Origin of the sequence: Bacillus sp. CH140a_4T, assembly GCF_008923725.1 — a bacterium.
Classification (GTDB): domain Bacteria; phylum Bacillota; class Bacilli; order Bacillales; family Bacillaceae_G; genus Bacillus_A.
Genome location: NZ_WBPF01000016.1, coordinates 471,081 through 487,599, shown reverse-complemented (window position 1 = coordinate 487,599; position 16,519 = coordinate 471,081). Strand labels below are relative to the sequence as shown.

27 protein-coding genes are annotated in these 16,519 nt (G+C 33.6%); 9 read left to right on the top strand and 18 right to left on the bottom strand.

The annotated features are described in order from the left end of the window. Positions 1 to 344: 344 nt before the first annotated feature. The 4 genes from F8162_RS18005 (at position 345) to F8162_RS17990 (ending at position 2,917) form a co-directional block, all read left to right on the top strand. Complete coding sequence (locus F8162_RS18005; RefSeq protein ID WP_151631235.1) at positions 345 to 1,610, top strand: DEAD/DEAH box helicase family protein; 1,266 nt, start codon at positions 345 to 347, stop codon at positions 1,608 to 1,610. Positions 1,611 to 1,916: 306 nt separating this feature from the next. Beyond that, positions 1,917 to 2,150 carry a hypothetical protein gene (locus F8162_RS18000; protein ID WP_151631236.1) on the top strand — a complete coding sequence of 78 codons (234 nt, stop codon included), beginning with the start codon at positions 1,917 to 1,919 and terminating at the stop codon, positions 2,148 to 2,150. A gap of 255 nt (positions 2,151 to 2,405) precedes the next feature. After that, positions 2,406 to 2,636 carry a hypothetical protein gene (locus F8162_RS17995; protein ID WP_001973030.1) on the top strand — a complete coding sequence of 77 codons (231 nt, stop codon included), beginning with the start codon at positions 2,406 to 2,408 and terminating at the stop codon, positions 2,634 to 2,636. A 50-nt stretch (positions 2,637 to 2,686) separates the two neighbouring features. After that, positions 2,687 to 2,917 (top strand): hypothetical protein, encoded by a 231-nt coding sequence (locus F8162_RS17990; RefSeq protein ID WP_098815415.1) that lies wholly within the window; start codon positions 2,687 to 2,689, stop codon positions 2,915 to 2,917. A gap of 291 nt (positions 2,918 to 3,208) precedes the next feature. On the opposite strand, the gene F8162_RS17985 is transcribed toward F8162_RS17990, so the two are convergent. After that, positions 3,209 to 3,763, bottom strand: coding sequence for a recombinase family protein (locus F8162_RS17985; protein WP_151631237.1), 555 nt, complete (start codon positions 3,761 to 3,763; stop codon positions 3,209 to 3,211). Positions 3,764 to 4,103: 340 nt separating this feature from the next. Between F8162_RS17985 and F8162_RS17980 the strand changes: the two genes are divergently transcribed. The 5 genes from F8162_RS17980 (at position 4,104) to F8162_RS17960 (ending at position 8,246) form a co-directional block, all read left to right on the top strand. Continuing rightward, positions 4,104 to 4,382 (top strand): hypothetical protein, encoded by a 279-nt coding sequence (locus F8162_RS17980; RefSeq protein ID WP_151631238.1) that lies wholly within the window; start codon positions 4,104 to 4,106, stop codon positions 4,380 to 4,382. A 76-nt stretch (positions 4,383 to 4,458) separates the two neighbouring features. Then, complete coding sequence (locus F8162_RS17975) at positions 4,459 to 5,166, top strand: hypothetical protein (RefSeq protein ID WP_151631239.1); 708 nt, start codon at positions 4,459 to 4,461, stop codon at positions 5,164 to 5,166. Beyond that, positions 5,150 to 5,812, top strand: a complete 663-nt coding sequence (locus F8162_RS17970; protein ID WP_192797636.1) for a class I SAM-dependent methyltransferase — start codon at positions 5,150 to 5,152, stop codon at positions 5,810 to 5,812. Before F8162_RS17975 ends, F8162_RS17970 begins: the two co-directional genes overlap by 17 nt. Positions 5,813 to 6,905: 1,093 nt before the next feature. Then, complete coding sequence (locus F8162_RS17965) at positions 6,906 to 7,490, top strand: hypothetical protein (RefSeq protein WP_151631241.1); 585 nt, start codon at positions 6,906 to 6,908, stop codon at positions 7,488 to 7,490. Positions 7,491 to 7,958: 468 nt separating this feature from the next. After that, positions 7,959 to 8,246: a chromosome segregation protein SMC gene (locus F8162_RS17960; protein WP_151631242.1), complete on the top strand. Its 288-nt coding sequence runs from the start codon at positions 7,959 to 7,961 to the stop codon at positions 8,244 to 8,246. Here F8162_RS17960 and F8162_RS17955 read toward each other — a convergent pair. The 17 genes from F8162_RS17955 to F8162_RS17875 all read right to left on the bottom strand — a co-directional run bounded on the left by F8162_RS17955 (position 8,243) and on the right by F8162_RS17875 (position 16,386). Next, positions 8,243 to 8,419, bottom strand: coding sequence for a helix-turn-helix domain-containing protein (locus F8162_RS17955; protein WP_151631243.1), 177 nt, complete (start codon positions 8,417 to 8,419; stop codon positions 8,243 to 8,245). The genes F8162_RS17960 and F8162_RS17955 overlap by 4 nt on opposite strands. 84 nt (positions 8,420 to 8,503) lie before the next feature. Beyond that, positions 8,504 to 8,788: a hypothetical protein gene (locus F8162_RS17950; RefSeq protein ID WP_151631244.1), complete on the bottom strand. Its 285-nt coding sequence runs from the start codon at positions 8,786 to 8,788 to the stop codon at positions 8,504 to 8,506. Positions 8,789 to 8,948: 160 nt separating this feature from the next. Beyond that, complete coding sequence (locus F8162_RS17945) at positions 8,949 to 9,317, bottom strand: cysteine-rich VLP protein (protein WP_151631245.1); 369 nt, start codon at positions 9,315 to 9,317, stop codon at positions 8,949 to 8,951. A 36-nt stretch (positions 9,318 to 9,353) separates the two neighbouring features. Continuing rightward, positions 9,354 to 9,542: a hypothetical protein gene (locus F8162_RS17940; protein ID WP_151631246.1), complete on the bottom strand. Its 189-nt coding sequence runs from the start codon at positions 9,540 to 9,542 to the stop codon at positions 9,354 to 9,356. Between the two features lie 2 nt (positions 9,543 to 9,544). After that, the gene (locus F8162_RS17935; RefSeq protein ID WP_151631247.1) at positions 9,545 to 10,207 is read right to left on the bottom strand and encodes a hypothetical protein; all 663 of its coding nucleotides are present in this window, start codon (positions 10,205 to 10,207) and stop codon (positions 9,545 to 9,547) included. Positions 10,208 to 10,218: 11 nt separating this feature from the next. Further along, positions 10,219 to 10,500, bottom strand: a complete 282-nt coding sequence (locus F8162_RS17930) for a helix-turn-helix domain-containing protein (RefSeq protein ID WP_151631248.1) — start codon at positions 10,498 to 10,500, stop codon at positions 10,219 to 10,221. A gap of 924 nt (positions 10,501 to 11,424) precedes the next feature. Further along, the gene (locus tag F8162_RS17925; protein WP_151631249.1) at positions 11,425 to 11,613 is read right to left on the bottom strand and encodes a hypothetical protein; all 189 of its coding nucleotides are present in this window, start codon (positions 11,611 to 11,613) and stop codon (positions 11,425 to 11,427) included. A gap of 40 nt (positions 11,614 to 11,653) precedes the next feature. Beyond that, complete coding sequence (locus F8162_RS17920) at positions 11,654 to 11,902, bottom strand: DUF4176 domain-containing protein (protein WP_000771625.1); 249 nt, start codon at positions 11,900 to 11,902, stop codon at positions 11,654 to 11,656. A 2-nt stretch (positions 11,903 to 11,904) separates the two neighbouring features. After that, positions 11,905 to 12,093, bottom strand: coding sequence for a hypothetical protein (locus F8162_RS17915; RefSeq protein WP_000589989.1), 189 nt, complete (start codon positions 12,091 to 12,093; stop codon positions 11,905 to 11,907). A gap of 4 nt (positions 12,094 to 12,097) precedes the next feature. Beyond that, positions 12,098 to 12,985, bottom strand: a complete 888-nt coding sequence (locus F8162_RS17910) for a WXG100 family type VII secretion target (RefSeq protein WP_192797635.1) — start codon at positions 12,983 to 12,985, stop codon at positions 12,098 to 12,100. Between the two features lie 446 nt (positions 12,986 to 13,431). Next, entirely contained in the window at positions 13,432 to 14,028 is a 597-nt protein-coding gene (locus F8162_RS17905; protein WP_048545067.1) for a hypothetical protein, read from the bottom strand. A gap of 157 nt (positions 14,029 to 14,185) precedes the next feature. Further along, on the bottom strand, positions 14,186 to 14,731 hold the full coding sequence (locus tag F8162_RS17900) for a hypothetical protein (RefSeq protein WP_151631251.1): 546 nt from the start codon (positions 14,729 to 14,731) through the stop codon (positions 14,186 to 14,188). Between the two features lie 81 nt (positions 14,732 to 14,812). After that, a complete protein-coding gene (locus F8162_RS17895; protein WP_151631252.1) occupies positions 14,813 to 15,082 on the bottom strand; it encodes a hypothetical protein in 270 nt (89 codons plus the stop codon). 18 nt (positions 15,083 to 15,100) lie between these two features. Further along, positions 15,101 to 15,460, bottom strand: a complete 360-nt coding sequence (locus tag F8162_RS17890; RefSeq protein ID WP_151631253.1) for a hypothetical protein — start codon at positions 15,458 to 15,460, stop codon at positions 15,101 to 15,103. Between the two features lie 125 nt (positions 15,461 to 15,585). Beyond that, complete coding sequence (locus tag F8162_RS17885; RefSeq protein ID WP_001178300.1) at positions 15,586 to 15,768, bottom strand: DUF3976 domain-containing protein; 183 nt, start codon at positions 15,766 to 15,768, stop codon at positions 15,586 to 15,588. A 28-nt stretch (positions 15,769 to 15,796) separates the two neighbouring features. Beyond that, positions 15,797 to 16,174 (bottom strand): permease, encoded by a 378-nt coding sequence (locus F8162_RS17880; RefSeq protein ID WP_151631254.1) that lies wholly within the window; start codon positions 16,172 to 16,174, stop codon positions 15,797 to 15,799. Between the two features lie 2 nt (positions 16,175 to 16,176). After that, on the bottom strand, positions 16,177 to 16,386 hold the full coding sequence (locus F8162_RS17875; RefSeq protein WP_000428510.1) for a helix-turn-helix transcriptional regulator: 210 nt from the start codon (positions 16,384 to 16,386) through the stop codon (positions 16,177 to 16,179). Positions 16,387 to 16,519 lie beyond the last annotated feature (133 nt).

The window sequence follows — 16,519 nt, the reverse complement described above, 5'->3', positions numbered from 1 at the left end:
CAGATGAAAATCTAGCGTTCAAACAAGGTGATACGATGGAAACCTCAGCAAACTCAGTTTAATTCAGTATTAAAGAACGTCTACTTTTATAGCACTTTGTTTTTTGAAGTGTTATAAAGGTAGTCATTCTTCTGTCCAATATTTCCTAGACAAATCTAGTTAATTCAGCGAAAAGGAAAACCTAAAGTCAAGAGATTCAAATCATTTTAATTACCACTAAATACGGATATTTGTAGAAGAAAGTAACTACTAATCAAATCTATTTGTCCTATTTTACTCTTTTCCTGCAAGTAGTTAAGTGTAAGACAAATCTTACAGAACTATATGAGAAAAGGAGTTTAGGTATGTTATTAAAACATCCAGTACAAACAAAAATTAACATCATTGACTCAATTATGGGTAGTGGTAAAACTAGTTGGGCAATACAGTTCATGAAAAACGCACCAGCATATCAAAAGTTTATTTACATTACCCCCTTCAAAAATGAGGTAGAACGAATAATTACTTCTGTTAATCGTAATTTTCAGCAACCACAAGCTGATTGTAAAGGAGAAACAAAGCTAGAAGATATAAAACGTCTCATCTCAGAGGGTAAAAACATTGTTTCTACACATTCACTTTTTAGAAATATAGATAATGAAGTCATTGATCTGTTAGACATGGAGAATTACACGCTAATCCTAGATGAAGTTATGAATGTTATTGAACAAGTAGATGTTTCAAAAGATGACTTGAAAATGCTAACAGAAAACGAGGTAATTGAAGTAGGTCAAAGCGGTGTTGTTCACTGGAAGCAACTTGATTATAAAAAAGGATACTTTGAAGCATTGAGGAACTTAGCCAATTCAGGAAAACTAATGATGTACGAAGACAAAGAAAATGAACCCAGTGCAGTATATTGGACATTTCCTGCTGAAACATTTAAGTGCTTTGAAGAAGTTTTTGTTCTAACCTATATGTTTGATGGACAGATCCAACGTGCGTATTTTGATTTATTTGGTCAAGAGTATGTCTATAAATCAGTTGTAAAGGAAGGTAGTAACTATAAGTTAGCACCATATGTGTCTTTTAAAAATGAAGACCGTTCACATTTGAAGGAACTGATTAACATTTATTATCTTTCACCTAAAGATAAAAAGGATATGAATAAGATGGGAAATAAGCATAATTATTTTAGTGTGTCTGATTTAAAAAAGAAAACAAAAAATAAGGATACAAAGAAATTCATTAGAGATAACGCTTATAACTTTTATCGTAATAAATGTAATGTACCTACAAATGAGGTCATGTGGACTACTTTTAAAGAGTTTAAAGATAGCCTAGCACCTATGGGGTTGAAAGAACACTTTGTAAGTGTAAATGCACGTGCTACAAACCAATTCCAGCATAAAAGGACGTGTATCTATTTAGCTAATATTTACACAAATCCTTTGATAAAACATTTCTTTAATAAGCGAGGTATACAGCTTAATGGTGATTTATTTGCATTATCAGAACTACTTCAATGGCTTTTCCGCAGTCGTATTCGTACAGGAAAGTCAATAGATGTTTTTATTCCATCTAAGCGAATGAGAACGTTGTTGGAACAGTATCTCAATAATGAAATTTAATTACTTTCTCTACTTTTATTGCTTAGTAAAGAAACGCTGTAACCCTTGATAACAATGAGTTTCTTGAATATTTCCTTATAAGAAAGATATAAAAATGTTATAAGTATTAAAAGACAATCCCGAATAACACTACAAGGGATAGCCTAAGCTACCCCTCTTCGTGATTATTCAGGGCATACTTTAATAGCTATATAGAATAGGATTATTTCTAGAAATAGTGGTGAGGGCATTCTTTGCCCGAACACGAGGCGTAGCCGAGGTAGAATAAAAAATCAATAACATGATATAAGTATAGGAGGAAATGGCTTGGAACTAGAACGATATTCTTACAATCCATATAAGAAGAAATACAAAGGGCATTGGCACTATCGCTGTAGACATTGCGACAAAGTTATATATGTTCCTAAAGAACCTGCGGATGGTGGATATTATATTTGGATTTACTGTGACGAATATAGCCCAACAGGTTCAATGTTCTGTTCAAAGGAATGTATAGAAGAAGTTGACCAAGAATATAAGAAAAGACGAGGATGGGCATAGTAGCCGATCCTTTTATTTTTTATCATTATATCTTTCCACGAGAATAGCATTGGAAAAGCATTAAGAATTTAAATCATAAAAGGAGATTTTTTAGTAAGATCACTTCAAGATTTGGCTTTTTCGTGTAAGGAATATAACTTTTTGTTGTTCTGATAAAAAACTTTCAATTTAATGTCCTATTATGAAATGAAATTGCAAGTACCTAAGTGTAAGGGCTGGTTCAAGCCCACAAAAAAATACTTGGAGGTACTAACAATGAAAACAAACGTTAAGAATAGCATTATTTATTTAGGGGAGTTTGCTACAGACACAGAAACTATTCGATTAGGGGACTGTGATATTTTAGGACTACAAATAGAGACAGAAAGTGATGGAGGTTGGTTTTCTGTACTTGGTGAAACAGATGAAAAAGGAATTGTTAAGCGTTTAATTATAGACCTGGAACCAATTGATGAGAATCCAGATGAAGAAGACTATGATAATTGAATAAGAAAAGCGAATTAAAAGGCTAAATTATTTGGAAAGGAAAAGTGTTTATGAATGGTATTGGATTTAACAACATAAAATTGACAGATAAGGATGTATATAAAATACTGTATCTAAACAAGGTGGAAGGATTACAACCACACCAGCTAAAAACAATGTTCCCAATCACTAAGGCAACTATTAGAAGTATTGTAAATGGTAAGAGTCGAAAAGATTGTTATGGCTTGTTTATGAAATACAAGGATAGCCACAGTGACGAGTTTATGAAACTAGCTAAATAGTGACTAGATAATCTTAATAGTATATTAACCCTCTCAGATTATTTCTGAGGGGGGAATTATATATCGTAATTTCATGGATCTTATGTGTGAATTCAGTTATGGGGTGCACAATCAGTGAAATGTTGAAAAGTAGTGTTCAGCCCTTGATACGACTGCATCCATTAGAATGGATTAGTTGTGCCTTTCTGTGCAATTGTCACTTTTTCCACTTCAACGCCCTCTTTATACAGCCGACTCAGAAATGTTTTTCCTGCACAATTGAACAGCCAAAATAAAAGAAGACCACCAGCATTAGCTGTTAGCCTTTCGTTTTGCACGTATTAAGGTACTTTTACTAATGCCCGTCTTATTTTCTACTTCTTTGTAAGACTCGGTTTCTAATAGCTTTAAAGCATGTTCTATCTGCTTTTTACTATATTTGTTTGGACGTCCTTCTCTAAAGTCGTCACGCTGTTTGGCAATGGCTTTGCCTTCCTGAGTACGTTCTACAATTAAGTTTCTTTCCATTTCTGCCACTGCTAATAATGTAGTTAAAAAGAACCTTCCCATAGTCGTATCTTCTAATAGTCCCACATTTAAAACATGGACTCTTACACCTTTTGAAAATAGTCCTTTTACGATCTCGATTCCCTCAACAGTGTTTCTTGCTAATCTATCTAGTTTAGTGACCACCAGTGTATCACCTTCTTTTAACAGTGAAAGAACTTCTTGTAATTGCGGTCTATCTGATTTTGTACCTGTGAACTTCTCAGAATAAATATTTTCACAGCCTTCATTTTCTAATGCTTTTAATTGTACCTCTAATTCCTGTGACACCGTACTTACTCGTGCGTATCCGTATTTCATTATGTATTATCCCCTTTTTTACGATTTATTTATGACACTAAGTTATGACACCTATCGATACGTTGATAATACTGCAATGACTTTTAGGTGTCAATACTATTAAGTTTTGGCACTTTGTTTATCACACTAATGACATCGTAATAATAAAAGGGTGTGTAGGGGGAAGTATTAAAGGGTCTATACACTACCCTACTACCGTGTTGACAATATGATAGTACAAAAAGAGAACAGTACAATGTAGTGTCATAAACTATCAAAAGGTACTCACAATGGCACTAACAAAAGGGTTACTAACAGGACAATTAAACATTCTGTAATTTCTCAATCAATAAGGGAAAACATGAATAGAGAATCTATTAAACATGCTTTAAGTAAATCAAAGGAAATTATATTAGGATGGGGAAAAGATGGGCAAGATTATTTTAAAGATTTAATAGAAGATGAAGAATTTAAAAATTTGTTTATAAAAAAATCTGCATACTGTAAAGTGTTTGGGTTTGGTAAAGATAATAAATTCCCTAAGCATCCAAGACCCAATAATCCGGATAGATATAAATTTAATGTTAGTTTGTCTTTAATAAAAACCTCTTCTCAATTATGTTTATGGATAAATAACTAAAATTTTTTCATACATAATTATAAAAACTCTGTATAATGGTTTGTGGATAGAAATAACATGAAAGGGGTTTTTTGAGATGCAGGTAAAAGACTATAATGGAATGTTAAGAATGACAGCTGTTGGTAGTGCTGTAATATTGTTTCTTTGTTTCATTTATTTAAAATATCAAACTGGTATCTTTGATAACTTTATTAAGGAATTCCCATCTGTTGAAGTTGAAATTAAAGGTGTTAAATTAAGTACTACCTATATTTTACCTCCATTAGTATGGATGTTTATTTCGCTTAGTATTAGAGTACATGATAGAATTTCTGATTTATTTAAAATAAGAAAAAATTTTGATTGTAATCATATTTTGCTACCTTTTACTCAAAAATTAAACATTCCTTTGAACGATACGAAGAAATTGAAATTATTTAAAAACAGAGAAGATTTAATGGCTAAAATATTCTATAAGTATGCCGATTCTACAAAAACAGAATCAGAAGATAATATTAGTCCGCATTTAATTCATAAAGCGTTAAATAATTGGGCGTATTTTTGGATTTTATTAGAGGGACAAATATTTATTGGTATTACAATAATAATTTATATCTGTCAAAAAGATTGGAAGAATATGTTGATAACTTTAATAGTTTTAATACTCACTCTCTTAATACAATTTTTGATTTATAAAGATGCCAAAAAAATAGTTAATCAAGAAATAAATGCGATTTTAGCATTGAAAAATGGAGAGTACAAAGAGAGGATTAAAAAGGAGATTAAACATGCATTACAAAATTAAATTAGACAAAGAAATTATCATCAAAAGTGAAAATGCGGCAAAGTCGGTATTACAACAAAATAAAAAATTATTAAAATATTTAGAATGTATACCTAAGGAGGCTAAAGTCCTTGATTATGGATGCGGTAAGTTAAGGTACTCTTTGTTTTTTTTACATAGGGGAAATAAAGTTTGTGCAGTAGACTCATCTGTACAAATAAGTAGAAAACAAAAAATAAACACAGATAGCAATGTATCAATTATTGATATAAAAAAATCCTTTGAAGATTTAGAAGTATATTTAATAGATGAGTTTAAAATGCAAAAGGAATTTGAATGGGCTATTTGTACAAATGTACTATCTGCAATACCGTTTGAACAGGTTAGATTTGATGTGCTAAAAAATATAAAAAAATCATTAAAGATAGGTGGGAAGTTGATACTTAGTTTACAGTACAGAAACTCTTATTTTAAAAGTTATGAAAAAAGAGAGAACGCTGTAAAATATGGGGATGGGTGGATTTTAGAAAATAATAATAACTATACATTCTATGGAATAATACCTCCAGAGAAAATTAAGCATATGTGTGAAACATTAGATTTTAAAATCTTAGAAGAAAAAATAATAGATGGTTCTATCATTTTAAAGCTAGAAAATAGTCTATAATATAGACAAATCTTCGCACGGCGTTTGAAAGTATGGAATATTGGCTAGCGGCGGAAGTCCTAAGTAAGTATGGAAAAGCCTCTAATCCCTTGCAATAGTAAGTATAGGTAGAAAAAATGTGGAATGCAAATGTGTTGAATATACTCGTAGGAACTTAAGTGTCATTACTTTAGAATATGGATTTGAATTTTTAAATATTTATACATAAGTATCCAACACCTTAAATTGAAGATGTTGGATATTTTTATTTAAAATCTAAAAGAACGGAATTACCTTTGTAGTAAAGAGAAAATTTAAGGTTGATTTTAATTATACATATTTATTTACTATCGATAGTGAACACACTACTGATTGAGGCTACACATCACCGCAATGACACAGGATCTCCTTCAACCATATGTGTCAATCAAAAACGTATTACTAGAACATAGATAAGGAAGGATTGTTTAATACCAATACTAGGCGATACTATGTTGGTAAGATAATAAGGTTAAGGACTACCATCCCCCCTCCCCACTACTATCAGCGGTGAGACACACGCCACGAGACGAGGACAGCAGCAAGGAAAGGAACAAAAAAAGAAGAACAAACAAACGAATAAAGAAAAGAAACAAGCAAGCAATCAATGAATGAGTAATGAACGAGATCAGCAAGGACAGTTGCAAGAACGTTATGCGGTGACGTTGTGACGTCTATTATATTTTCATATACGGATACCCCACCCTATGGGGGGCGGGGGTGTCTAGGAGGCTGTCTGCCGTCTGGAAAATATATGCTATGGTTTGTAAAATATATATGGTATTAAATGGAATTTACCTTCACATACCTATAACAAGTTAAACTTTTAGTGCGGAAGATTAGGGTTCTACTAAAATTTTCAAATTGCTTTTTTAGAAAAAAATCAAAGCAAGTTTTATACAATAATTTTTATGTTTATCAGTGTTAATCTGTGCATATCAGTGTAATCCAGTGAAACCTTGTATTATCTCGTGTAATCTACTAACTTCTAATTATATAAAAATGGGTATTAAAGACGCTGGCGGGGGGATATTAGCAATAGGACGTCCTAATACATTCACTAGGAGAGATTAAATTGAAAATACCACGTCAAAATCCTAATAACTTTGAAAGAGATATATTGACTAAATTGATTAAAAAGGATGGGAATGGATTTTTATATTGGCACATTTGGAAAGATGGAATGACATTAAAAGTTCATTCTGGTTCCGTGGGAGATATAGGAGAAACAAGAGAAATACAGTTGCCATTATCTAAAAAAGCAAATGAATCAATAGATGAATTAGTTAATCAAAAGATTAAAGAAGGGTTTCGATATATAGAAGAACATGACCTAATTACTCTTTTAGTGGAATATAACTATAAAAAAGATAAAATCCAAGAAACACACAAAAAAAGACATTACATGCAAGATATAATTGATGGAAGTTTATTTTGGACTGGGAACGGCTATTGTGATGGTGGAGGAATGGGAATGGGAATGGGAATGGGAATGGGAATGGGAATGGCAGTTGCCCAAATTTTTAATTATGTAATAGATGTTAAAAAGGCTGCAAAAGAAATTATCAAGGAACTTGAAAATGAACACTTGATTGAGGGAGTAGAAATCTCCTATCTTAATCCCCTAAATGTTCAATATATCACGTTGTACCCTAGTTGATTAGAACAATAACCATGAAAAGAGTATTGAGATCACTCAATACTCTCTTTATTATGCGGGGAAGGATAGTAATAGTGACGAGGTAAATATTGTAGAAAGTGGTCAACCGCAATTCATTAAGTTGTATGGCTGGAAGGGATACATGGATGGGACAAGGGGCTATAGCAGTCTAGTAGTTGAAACCATATACACCTGTTTTTCAAGCCTTTTTAGGGCTAATAGTGTGCTGAGAATTGCATTTCCGAACGATTTTGGGCATACTTCATGGACAATGCCTCATTAAGCGTGCAACGTACAGCCTCCATACAGATACCCCTCCTTACTGTTTGCACCAATCTGTATATTAGAAATCGGTAAGAAAAAATTAGCGGAATTTTTCAGGAACTTTTTGCCTTGCTGCGAGTCAACTGATAAAGTTGGTTTATTCCCTGAAACAATATACTAACAGTACACAAAGGAGGCTATTATATGGCAACAGATAAAGAGATGGAACTTGCAAAACAGATACTGGCGAAATTAACAGAAATGGATACTAAGTTAACTAGTATAGAGGATAGTTTAGATAAGGCGGACAGTAAAATGGATAAGTTAAATGGGGAAACCTCAACCTCAGCAGAGAGTAAGTTGGACAATTTGAAGGGTGTACATAAAGACCTACAAGACACTTTCAAGCAAGGATTTGCCGATGTACATAAAGGATTAGATGAGATAAAAGAAATAAAACAGATAAAGGGGAAAGGAAAGCCAGTTCATTAAATTAGAACTTTGCTTTCCTCGGCTTTCTTCAGATATTTAACTATTGTTGGACGACTCGCACCTATTTCAACAGCTATTTTAGAAACACTCATACCTTGTCTTTCTAGTTCCTGCATTTTAGCAATATCCTTATCAGTTACTTTTCGTTTAGATTTGAATGTAATATCACTCATTCGAACAGGGTCAACGCCACATATATGCTTCTGATCTTCTTTAGTTAATATCCATACGGGATTGGCATAGAACTCTTTAAGGCATCAACTACAACGGTGTAATAGCGTTGCACGAGGGTTAATGTATTTGTCCTTCACCGTAACAGAACCGCCATACTTCTTATTTAGTGCTTCCTGATATGGGGCTGTTCTTTCTAGTCTCTCATTTCCCTTTGCATTATGGAGATTAGTCTGTTCTTTAACTCTCATATCTTCAATCTCTCTAAAAGTCATATGAACAACTGGTGCTTCTGTAATCCGTTTTTGTAGTTGTCGTTTCATTTGTTTCTTTATTCTCTTTTTACGTTGTTTCGCTTTTGAATTTGCCATAATAGTTCCCCTCTTCATAATCGTATTTAACTTTGTCCCAATGAGGCCGATTTAAAGCCATTCTTGGAAAATACAAAGTAAGTTAGGTACAAATACCTTACCCACTCATTCCCCCTCAATCTAACCCCTCGGAAAGCCTGTCATATCAACATTCTTACATTTAACTTTGTCCTACATAATGCTTCCTTTTGGTCTGTTTTCGTAACACTAATCTACATTCATTTGAACACGTTAAAGTATTCTTAGAATCGGTTTTGAATTGCTTGTCACAGCCCTTACAAGTACGTTCATATTTGCCAATGGATTTCTCTACATAAATAATTCCATGCTGTTCTTTGTAGGCTTGTTCCAGTTCCTTATCTGCTGGTAGTACAGACTGTTCAAAGTAATCACATGAAATACTGCCTCCATACTTTGTAAAGTAATCGCAAGCACCACCGAAAATACAGCCACCGTCTACAAAATTGGCACATGTACTTTTAGCCAATGATTGAACTTCCTTATGTGTATCTTTATCTAATAAACTCATTTCTCCATATCTCCTTACATAGAAAAACCCCACCGATTACTCAGCAGGGTTTTCTTCTTCTGTATTTTTACTCTTTCTGAATCTCATAACTGCATATGGTGTAGCAACTACAATAGGTTCGTTACGTGCTGTAATGTATCTGTTAATTGCCTCATCGTCCATCGGTGTTGGTTCAACCTTTACAACCTCTTGTTTCAATCCTTGAGTAATTCTATCTAGTTGCATAATTATTTCACGTCCTTAGGTTTACGAATTTCAGAAGGCATGTTTCCACTACAAGCACTGAAAACGTGCATACGGTCAATTACTGACTTTTGGGATTCACTGTAATGTAAATTCGTAGCGTCAAACTCAAATAAACGCTGGAAACCTCTATTCGCTTCCATAACTTCCTTGTCGTCCAGAAACTCACTCATAGTTGCCATTAAAGGTGCTTGCTGGTTTCGAACTTCCCTAGCGTAATCATGAATGGACTTAATCAACTCATAACGTACATAGTCCACCATATCGTTAACAGGAAGTTTGTCCTTCTCTCTCAAATCCTTGCTGTACGTTGCTTGAATAGTTGGTGCAAACTCTTGTCGTAGTGCTGTGAAATCTTCTGTTAACTGGTCTTGAAGTGAAAGTAGTATCTTTACCTCATCATCAATTTTAGTTAGCTGTGCTGATAGGTATATATAATCAGATGGATTATCCTTTGCAATTTCTCTGTCCAGCATAGTTTGAGTATGTTGTTCCTGTAACTGTGCCAGGCGTTCCGTTAGTGCCTCTTCTCGTTTCTCCAATACCTCTTTCTCAGCCTCATAACTTGCAAGTACTTCCTTTGTAGCTGTAAATAGATCCATTTCCTCAATAGCTTTATCTACTGCTGTACGGTCAATCTTTAACATGTCAATTCCTCCTATTTAATTTCTCTTTGTTGTTTTAATTCAATGATTCTCTTCACTGATAGTAGTTCTAAATTTGATACTGAAAGTTCTTGTAATGCTTCATGGAATTTTGATTTATAGTGAACGGTGAATTTTAGCAAACCGTTTTCCAATCGGCTTAAATCAGCGACGTCCGTTTTCATATGAGTACTAAATTCAATCAAAGTAAGGTTGCGTAAACGCCTCACTTCTCGAATATAGCGATAGTCGTAATCATGAAAGAAAGGTATATCATCTTTGCTGTACAATGGCATATGTTTTCACCTCCAATAATTTTGGGATTATGGGTAAATAGAAAAGGCGAAGCTATTTAAAGCCTCGCCTTAAGACATAGGAAAACTACCCATTATGTTATTCACGCTGGAAACTCCTAAAGGATTTCCCTCTTACTCTTATATATCTTTGACGACTAGGGGTAGTACAGGTTATTCCAGCAAGTTTTAAAAAATAAATTTTAAAAATCAATGTCCTATTTCAATACTTATTTGTAAGTACCTAACTAACAAAACAAATTCAATGAGAAATTAACATATAGAGAATAATATTATGAGAAAAGATACTCCCTTGAATGTTTAGCCACTTTACAACAGTAAATGACCCTTTTATAATAAAATTAGTAAATAATTCATGTGAAGTGGGTTTTCGTTAGAAACGTAATAAACGCAATTGATATACATAAGATCCTAACTTTTAAACCTTGACAGGGTGGAGGTCGTGAGTTCGAGTCTCTCCGGGGTCATAAAACCTAATAGTATCAAGGTTTGAGAGGGTATTCTCAAAAGCTAAAACTGTGGAGGTCTCCATCAGACACCACAAGTTAAAAGAGGACTACTTCTAGTCAGCAAATCAGCTGGCTCAGGGGTCATCCTCTTTTTTGTTTCCATAAAACTGAGAAAGGACTGAAAAGAAAATGCTACTTAAGTTTGTATAGTAATTAAAATTATAGTTTTTACACTCGTTGAAATCAGTTAGATAACTCTTAAGACTACCGTTTATTTAACTCAGATCCCCCTAGTTTCGCCTACAATAATCCCCCTCAGATATCCTAATTTAACGATGCTCTACTTAGTAATTCTATACAAAAAATAAAGCAAGGATTTCTCCCTGCTTCTGTTAGCTTCTTTTATTGAGAAGATTAACCACCAATATTCTTATCTGCCATTCTATACATTTTATATCTATTTTTCCCTCTTCTTTTTTCGATTTCTAAATATTACCTCTAACACTACTACTGCGATGAATCCTACAGTTAGTTGTAAACCTGTAAACAGAAGTTTAACATTTAGAGGAATGTCAGGTGCACTCCACATTAACGCTGGAGGAATAAGGATACCAATAATTACAATAATTCTCATTATCTTCCCCATTTTGTTTCTCCTATCATATCTTTAAGATTTACGTTTCTTTTTACAATTCTACTAATTTCTCACGTAGAACCAATTCACTCTCAGTCATATACCCTCTATGCATTTCCTCTACAACCTTTTCATGATTAAAACATAATACTTTTTCATCACCTAGATAGCCTACTGGATAAGGAACACCCACGTAATCAAAATCACGTTTATCTGCTGATACAACCATTCTTCCAATAATCATAACAAATTGTTCTATCTCTTCTAGCTTAACTACTGTTCCAATTGGTAAAAGTTTCATAGTTATTCTCCTTTTCTTTTCTTTTTAATAATGTAGTCTATTAAAGTAAGTCCACCTAACCCGATTGCACCATAAATAATCATGCCGAATGTATGTACCATCTTTTCTTTTAATGAAAATGGGGCTATTAGCCCTGCAATGATTACAATTACAATTGCTATCATCATTACGATTCTCGCAATTTTTATCATTATACTACTCCTTTGTATTCTTCTCAAATTTAGCAAAAAAACCTCCGCCATGAGCTTTACCAAAGTATGCACCCATCTCTTGACCGAGATGTATTTTAGCCCCTCCAGTACCAAATCCATATTCTAAACGAACTGTTAAATCATGATCCTTAAAAAATGGGATAAAGTCTGGAATATCAATTTTTTCGAATAAAGCTTCATATTTCTGTGCTGTAACTTCTGCTCCTAACTGAAAAGTATACTCATCTATTCCAACAACAGCAGATGCATCTGCAAACTTTTGTGTAACTGTTGCTTTTTCTGCAAAACCGCTATTTATTTGTTTTTCTATTGAGTCCTCAAAAAGAGAAGCACCAACTTTAAACCCTACTAACCCCCCTCCTGCAACATCACTAATAAATGTCTTCCCGTCCATTGGGACACTGGTCTCTAAGGAGCCATTTCCCCCTTTAAAAGTAAGATTTGTTCCTTTCGAAATTTCATATTCACCTTTTATCAATGAACCTTCTGCTTTCATCCCCACTCGATTTCCTTCTGCTAATTTAAAATCACCTGTTAAAGTTTCGTAATCCCCTTTAAAAGGTTTCCCAGTTAAAATACTGGAGGCTAGTGCAATAGCAACATCCATGTTATCTACTTGTTCAAATTTATTAGCAGAATCAAGAAGAAACTTCTCAAGTGGCTCTAATATGATTATAAATTGTGCCATCTTAAAAGATGAATCACGGAAATCCGTATTAAATTTCATATAGGTTGAGCCCAACCAATTACTAGAAATCATATCAATATCTCGTTTTAGTCGCTCCTGTGTTGCAGTTGCATTCGTGATAGTTGATCTAATAGTTCCTGCCACTTTTCGCAACTGTTCAGGAGTAACTTTTATATCCCCCATATCCATTCCCCTTTTAAATATTTATATAGAATATTTTACCACAATAGAGTTTTCGCAACTACGAATATTTTATATAATCTTAAAACTCCGAAGTCTTTTTCTCCTCAAAGTTACCCTTTCGGCACTTGAATTTATAACTTATGCATTCGTACTAACTCAGTAATATCATCTAGTCCCATTCTACGAAATTATTTCTACTATTAAATATGTAGACTTACCCCCATCCTATTTTTCTAGATAAAACTAAAGAGGTATGCCTATCAACTGTTTCCTGTATAGTATCACTATGTAACGGAGCTACAACAACTTTCATCCCCTATCATCTGCTATAATCATGAAAGAGTGTTGGTGGAGATAGTGAGTTCGATCCTCTCCGGGGGCATAAAAAAAGAGAAACCATATCAACCTTCTACGTGATATGGTTTCTCTTTTTTTATCTAAGCTAATTACTTCCCACCAAACATCTTCTCTAAAGACTTCGCATTGGCAAATAATACTTCTTTCAAGTTATCATCTGCAACGATTTTATAGTCGCCATCTTTGTTTTTCTTTAAGTTCAATGTAACTTCGCGAGTTGCCATGATTGCATCTTTATCTGATAAATGTTTGACGATTGCTGATGTCATCGTTTTTTCTATTGCTTTTTCAGATTGTTCTTTGTCTTCGCTAAAGGCACTAGCGAAGGCCATTGGCATAACTTCTCCCACTGCTTTTGTTACAGCAACGGATAGGTCAGCAGATGTAATTTTCACTTTCACTTCTGCTTTGTCATCCTTTTTCGACACTTCTTCTGGCTTTTCAAATTTAAAGTTTTTCGTAATTGCACTCAGCATTGCTTTTGCCTCAGCATCATCTGTTTTTTCATTTAGTTTATTAAATTCTTTGTCACTCTCAACAAATGTACGAGCCTTTTCTACATCACCTTTTTGTATCGCAGTTAAAAATTCTTCTGTCGTATCTTTCGGGTTTGCACACCCTGCTAAAACACCTACTGTTAATCCTACTACCATCATTAACAGCAATAATTTTTGTATCTTTTGCACGTTCATTCTCCCCTTATCTTTTCTAGTAAGTCATCACTATATAATAGTATGAAACTGACATTACAAACATTTTTTAGTATAGCATTTATATGATTCATTTTCTATTCATTCCCAAAAGATAAAGAGCCTTGCAGCATTCCTACAAGGCCCTCTTCTATCAATCCGTATCCGTAGCACAAACTAACCACATTTTCTGCTCCTTACTATCTAACACCACCCAAGTAACATCCCACGCAACATCGTAAAACCAATCTGTCCAAGGATGATAGCTTTCGAACACTTTAATATCTTCGTATCGATCTTGGAACATATATTGACATAGATTAACTGCTAATTGTTTTGCGATAACTGGTCGTTCCTTAAATGTTTCATATGCTCCGCCCGACAAAATTTGAGCGGCAATGCTACCATCAAGCATGACTGTCAGATGCTCTTTAAAACGAAACTTATATTTTTCTGACGTATGTATTTTTAACTCTTCTAAGCTATTGATTATATCTAAAGAGTTAAAGATTCTTCTAAAGAAGTGCTCGTGTCCATCTTTCCAATATGGTATTTCTTTAAAAAAATTTTCGTTATGTACTTTAAAACAGCTTATAACCGCTCCGCCATTTACGTTTTGTTCCTTGAATGTATGTATAAGTTGCTCAATAGATGAGTCATTCGTTTCTATTTTTTCAAACGTTCCCTCTTTCCATCTCATAACGCCCACTACTCTCTATTAAAGATTTGTTTCTTCATTATAAATAGCAAAATAAAAACCAGCAACTTTAAGGTTGCTGGCCTATCTCTTATTCATATTCGAAATAACAATAACAATTGCTCCAAGCACATAATGCCCCGCTACCATCCACATACTCCGTTCAAAAGTCATAAGCGATAGCCAAAGCGATATATTAATCGCAGCAAATAATACATATAAAATGAAGTCTCTCTTTTGTAGCGCCTCTCGATTCAGCAAAATATAAATTGCACCGATTGGTGGAAGGACGAAGCAAAGGAAAAAAACAAACATTTTTCTTAACGACCATGGATATGAAGTTACTGTCTGCATATGAGTCTCCTTTTCACTTTATAGTACATGTAGCATCGGTCTTACTACTCTATATTCATCACTATAAGGCTCCTTTATGATTAAAGGTGAGTGAGGATCTTTTTCTTCTTCTATCATTGTGAATACTTCTGTTTTTTCTTGTACTATGTTGGATTCACTATTTTTAGTAGGCTTTTTACTTGTTTCGATTTTCTTTGTTACTTCTCCTAGCCTTTGCCCGGCTTCTTCTGCTTTGGCAGGTTCATGCGTTACATAGTATTCCTGCCCCTCCCATACTAACATAGGCGGCACTGGTTCTCGTTTGTTATATATTATATAAGTAATACTAGCTATAAGTAGTAGACATGTTAATAAAAAGAAGATAGTTTTTTTCTTCATATAATATGCTCCCTATCTATCATTTTATTAAATTGTATAACATCAATTATATGTAGTAAATGGATTATATGGAGATTTTCGGATTTTATAACAAAAAGAAAAACCTTACTCAAGTAAGGTTCATTCTATAGTGACTGATTTATTAAAACGATCATTACGATAATCGCTATAAACATAACAACTAAACAGCCGATCATTTTATAAAAGCCTCGTTTCGTTAACGTCCCACCTTGAACGTCTTTCCGAATAAATAAGAATACGGCTAAAAATAATACAAGTCCAATGCCAAAAGCATACATCATTTGCATATGTTAATCTTCCTTTCTCTCTTCCATCTTAATATCTTTTCGACAAAACAACAAATGAGATAAAAACTGTACTCATCGTAAGTGCCATTAGTATGTTCAATAGTTCAGTAGCAGATAGTGTAAATATTTTTAAGTTTAAGCCGAAAGAGAAAAGAAGATAATACGCTATTAATGCAAAAAAGGTTACGAACATTCCTTTATAACGAATGAGTTTCATTCGCTCATCTTTTTCTTTAAATTGTGGGTGTAAGTAACTTAGGCAGAAACACATAATCATCATACCAAGTAATGGATAAGTTGCTGGTGGTGGTGCAGAATTCGTCATTATTCCTGTTAGTATCATAAATCCACTCATAAATAGAAAGATAATTCCCATAATAACGAAGTACTTTTGTGAATAGTTCATCTTTATTCCTCCCCTTCTTTTCCTTCATAAATAAATACATGTTCTATCGTTGTCTGAAATGTTTTTGCTATTTCAAATGCTAACGGAAGTGATGGATCGTATTTTCCCTTTTCAATTGAAATGATAGTTTGTCTGGAAACTCCAAGTTTCTCAGCTAATTTTTCTTGAGATAGTCCAAATTTTTTTCGGTATTCAACCATTTTATTTTCCAAGGAAATTTCTCCCTCCTCTCTTATACTGAGTATATATGTAAAGTAAACTTTACGTCAAGTTTCCTTTACATGTAATTTAGTTTGTTTCACGCTATTTATATAGAAGAAACTTTTTCAATTTCAGCACGTCTAT

Coding starts and splice junctions, on each gene's coding strand:
- F8162_RS17985 (WP_151631237.1), bottom strand. CDS start 3,763: ATGAAATACGGATACGCACGAGTAAGTACGGTGTCACAGGAATTAGAG.
- F8162_RS17925 (WP_151631249.1), bottom strand. CDS start 11,613: ATGGGGAAGATAATGAGAATTATTGTAATTATTGGTATCCTTATTCCT.
- F8162_RS17895 (WP_151631252.1), bottom strand. CDS start 15,082: ATGCAGACAGTAACTTCATATCCATGGTCGTTAAGAAAAATGTTTGTT.
- F8162_RS18005 (WP_151631235.1), top strand. CDS start 345: ATGTTATTAAAACATCCAGTACAAACAAAAATTAACATCATTGACTCA.
- F8162_RS17930 (WP_151631248.1), bottom strand. CDS start 10,500: ATGCCATTGTACAGCAAAGATGATATACCTTTCTTTCATGATTACGAC.
- F8162_RS17995 (WP_001973030.1), top strand. CDS start 2,406: ATGAAAACAAACGTTAAGAATAGCATTATTTATTTAGGGGAGTTTGCT.
- F8162_RS17935 (WP_151631247.1), bottom strand. CDS start 10,207: ATGTTAAAGATTGACCGTACAGCAGTAGATAAAGCTATTGAGGAAATG.
- F8162_RS17945 (WP_151631245.1), bottom strand. CDS start 9,317: ATGAGTTTATTAGATAAAGATACACATAAGGAAGTTCAATCATTGGCT.
- F8162_RS17880 (WP_151631254.1), bottom strand. CDS start 16,174: ATGAACTATTCACAAAAGTACTTCGTTATTATGGGAATTATCTTTCTA.
- F8162_RS17960 (WP_151631242.1), top strand. CDS start 7,959: ATGGCAACAGATAAAGAGATGGAACTTGCAAAACAGATACTGGCGAAA.
- F8162_RS17915 (WP_000589989.1), bottom strand. CDS start 12,093: ATGATAAAAATTGCGAGAATCGTAATGATGATAGCAATTGTAATTGTA.
- F8162_RS17950 (WP_151631244.1), bottom strand. CDS start 8,788: ATGGCAAATTCAAAAGCGAAACAACGTAAAAAGAGAATAAAGAAACAA.
- F8162_RS17920 (WP_000771625.1), bottom strand. CDS start 11,902: ATGAAACTTTTACCAATTGGAACAGTAGTTAAGCTAGAAGAGATAGAA.
- F8162_RS17890 (WP_151631253.1), bottom strand. CDS start 15,460: ATGAAGAAAAAAACTATCTTCTTTTTATTAACATGTCTACTACTTATA.
- F8162_RS17955 (WP_151631243.1), bottom strand. CDS start 8,419: ATGAGTGATATTACATTCAAATCTAAACGAAAAGTAACTGATAAGGAT.
- F8162_RS17900 (WP_151631251.1), bottom strand. CDS start 14,731: ATGAGATGGAAAGAGGGAACGTTTGAAAAAATAGAAACGAATGACTCA.
- F8162_RS17940 (WP_151631246.1), bottom strand. CDS start 9,542: ATGCAACTAGATAGAATTACTCAAGGATTGAAACAAGAGGTTGTAAAG.
- F8162_RS17975 (WP_151631239.1), top strand. CDS start 4,459: ATGCAGGTAAAAGACTATAATGGAATGTTAAGAATGACAGCTGTTGGT.
- F8162_RS17970 (WP_192797636.1), top strand. CDS start 5,150: ATGCATTACAAAATTAAATTAGACAAAGAAATTATCATCAAAAGTGAA.
- F8162_RS17885 (WP_001178300.1), bottom strand. CDS start 15,768: ATGCAAATGATGTATGCTTTTGGCATTGGACTTGTATTATTTTTAGCC.
- F8162_RS17980 (WP_151631238.1), top strand. CDS start 4,104: ATGAATAGAGAATCTATTAAACATGCTTTAAGTAAATCAAAGGAAATT.
- F8162_RS17990 (WP_098815415.1), top strand. CDS start 2,687: ATGAATGGTATTGGATTTAACAACATAAAATTGACAGATAAGGATGTA.
- F8162_RS17910 (WP_192797635.1), bottom strand. CDS start 12,985: ATGGGGGATATAAAAGTTACTCCTGAACAGTTGCGAAAAGTGGCAGGA.